This is a genomic window from Aquimarina pacifica, from assembly GCF_000520955.1.
Lineage (GTDB): Bacteria > Bacteroidota > Bacteroidia > Flavobacteriales > Flavobacteriaceae > Aquimarina > Aquimarina pacifica.
Window position 1 is genome coordinate 1 of sequence record NZ_JACC01000081.1, and the last position, 3,300, is coordinate 3,300.

Genomic DNA, 3,300 nt, shown 5'->3' on the forward strand with positions numbered 1-3,300 from the left:
ATAACAGGACCAGAAGTGACAGGTTCGGGATGTGCTAAACTAAGTCTATCGAACAATGAAATCGGTATAAAATGTTACCCAAATCCACTATTGAGTTCTGATATGCTAACCATTGATTTACCAAAAACCTCAACAGCGAACGTACAACTCATCAACTTATCAGGACAGGTAATAGAATCCACCATTATCAATAACGGAAGTGGTACTATGACATTCCAACATCCGGCTAGTGGTGTTTATATTCTAAAGGTTGTTACTGATACTAAATCATATTTCGAAAAAATAAGTATTCAAAATTAATGCTACCAGGGATTAATTAGATAAGCTATAGAAAAACTACAAGAGGCTGTCTAAAAAGTATTAAAAATTCCGTATTGTCAGTCTGAGCTTGTCGAAGATATTTTGAAAATCAAGATATTAAAAACTTCGACAAGCTCAGTTTGATAGAGAAATATACTTTTTAGACAGCCTCTTTTTTTAATAGAAAAATGAAATCAAAAAGGAAGCACTACTAAATGTAATTTCATAAATAAAAGTACAAAAAGCGAATTCTAAAAATACACCTACAGATTCTAGATAAACAGCTTCTCTAAATAGATTAATAAGTATTTTTAACAAGTTTACACGAATTGGTTGACCAGATTACACATTTCGTATGAATGAAGTTAATAATTTATAAGTTTTTTAAACATTAAATAAACACTAGACTAGGCCTTTAAACAAAAGAAATACAATTTCTTCCTTGTCTATTTACTATTACAAAACGGTAATCATCTTTACATCACAACACCTTAAATGATCAATAAAATGTTAAAAAAGTCTACACCTAACAAAATTTTTTACCTAATATTTTTTTTTACAAGTACTATCACTACTGTTCATGCTCAATTCGTCCATCCAGGTATATCACACAAGAAATCTGATTTGGATAGAATGAAATATATGGTTGAAGCACAAATTGAGCCTTATTATACTTCTTATCAAGAGATGGTTTCAGATTCAAAATCTAGTTACGATTATGATGTTCGAGGAGATGCCAGCTATACTGAATTAGGGAGAGATAATGGTGTAAATTACGGTGCATGGAACAGTGATATAAGAGCTGCATATTATAATGCAATTCGCTGGTATATCTCTGGTGATTCTAGGCACGCGGATAAAGCGATAGAAATATTTAACGCATGGTCTAACCTAACCAAGGTGACCAGTAATGGAACAGCTGCCTTAAGTGGTGGTGTTGGTTATATTATGGTGGAGGCTGCAGAAATTATCAAAAGCACTTATTCTGGCTGGGCATCCTCTGATGTACAGAAATTTAAAGATATGTTAGTGTACCCAGGATACTCAAATACAAAAGCGCCAGATGATAGTTGGAATAATAGTACATTTTATTGGAGCTCTTATCAGGGAGATTCAGGGCGTCATGGTAATCAAGGCTTATCAGGATGGCGCACCGTTATGGCTATGGGGATATTTTTGGATAACGAAATTATGTATGATCGTGCACTTAGATATATAAAAGGGCAACCACACCGTTCGGATGATTTGCCTTATCCATCAGGTCCAAGAACTCACTCAGACCTTATTTCTACAGGAGAACATGTAGACACCTATAGGAGTTCTCAAGGAAATTCTATTGAAGACTATGGTTACAATGAAGTGATGACCAATTATATTTATGAAACAGGTCAATGCCAGGAATCATCAAGAGATCAGCAGCATGTAATGTTCGGATTAGGGTTATTAAATTCTATGGCCGAGATGGCATGGAATCAGGGAGATGATTTATATAGTCATGAGGATAGTCGATTGCTACTTGGTTTAGAATATACATTAAGGTACAATGTATCTTCAGTGGCATCATATCCAGATCAAACTTCGGCATGGGAACCAAGTAGTTTCCTTCAAGGTTTTGATAGAACAGAAAGATGGTATAGTAAATCTATGAGTCCTGATGGTCGAGGTGGTTTTACATCATCACGTCCTAATTGGGAGATGTCTACTGCTCATTATATTGGAAGAGGTTTTAAAACCGAAGAAGAAGCGAAATGGACACAACGCGCACGTGATAAGTCAATAGAGTTAGACGGTTACGAACAGGCCGGTTGGACAAATGATGCCATTGGTTGGGGAGCATTAACATTTAGAAGACCAGAAGGATGCTATGGAGATCCAATAAATGGATTTGTTTCAGGGACACCGAATTATGACATGAATGTACTGCCGGGAACTATAGAGGCAGAAAACTATGACTATTCACCAGTTGATGGTGAAGGCAGAACATACCATGATACAACCAATGGTAATTCTGGAAATCAATACAGAACAGAAAGTGTTGATATAGAAACCTGCTCAGAAGGCGGGTATAGCATTGGGTATTTGGATAATGGAGAATGGCTCACCTATACAGTATCTGTTATGGAAACAGGAACCTATGATGTCAATATCAGATATGCAGGAATAACAGATCAAGGGAATATTCAAATCGATTTTGCTAATCAAGATAAAACAGGCATAGTCAATGTTCCGTCGACTGGTGGTTCACAACAGTGGCAAACTTTCACCGTAAAAGAAGGTATTATCTTGTCGAAAGGGGTGCAGAGTATGAAAATAAATATTGGTGGAGCTACTAATGCTTTCAACATTAATAATATTTCAATAACAACATCCAACTCTTGTGCGGCAGCCCAGGATATATCCTCATCTAATTTAGAAGCTGGGATTAACTATAGCTATTATGAAGGAACATGGGATTTACTTCCTGATTTTACTTCCCTTACTCCTATTGCAGAAGGGCTAACAACAGGAATCAATCTTACTAATGCACAAAGTGACGATTACTTTGGATTTACTTTTGAAGGGTATATTAACATAACCAATGAGGGTAATTATACCTTTTACACTAGTTCTGATGATGGATCCAGTCTCTACATCGATGATGTAAAAATTGTTGATAATGATGGGCTGCATGGTGTTGAAGAAAAATCAGGAAGTATTTGTCTGGAAGAAGGATATCACAAAATTAATGTAGCATATTTTGAGAAAACTGGAGGAAACATATTGGTTGTATCCTATGAGGGACCAAATATCTCTAAAACAGAACTCTCTTCTCTTTTTGCCAAAAGCGATGAAATTTCAGGAACTTTTCCTGACCCCAACAAAACGTATTATATCGATGCTCCATATCATGACCTGAGACTTGCTGCAACAGGAGAAAGTGAAGATGCATATACAACAGCAACCACAACAACAGGAGAAGATGTAGAGTGGGAATTTGTAGATAAAGGAAATGGATACTGG

At 36.1% G+C, this 3,300-nt stretch carries 2 protein-coding genes; both read left to right on the forward strand.

From position 1 onward, the window contains the following. Positions 1-300: T9SS type A sorting domain-containing protein (locus DZ60_RS0121765; RefSeq protein WP_025744120.1), on the forward strand; the 300-nt coding region annotated here is incomplete at its 5' end. Positions 301-933: 633 nt separating this feature from the next. After that, positions 934-3,300: PA14 domain-containing protein (locus DZ60_RS23715; protein WP_161634457.1), on the forward strand; the 2,367-nt coding region annotated here is incomplete at its 3' end.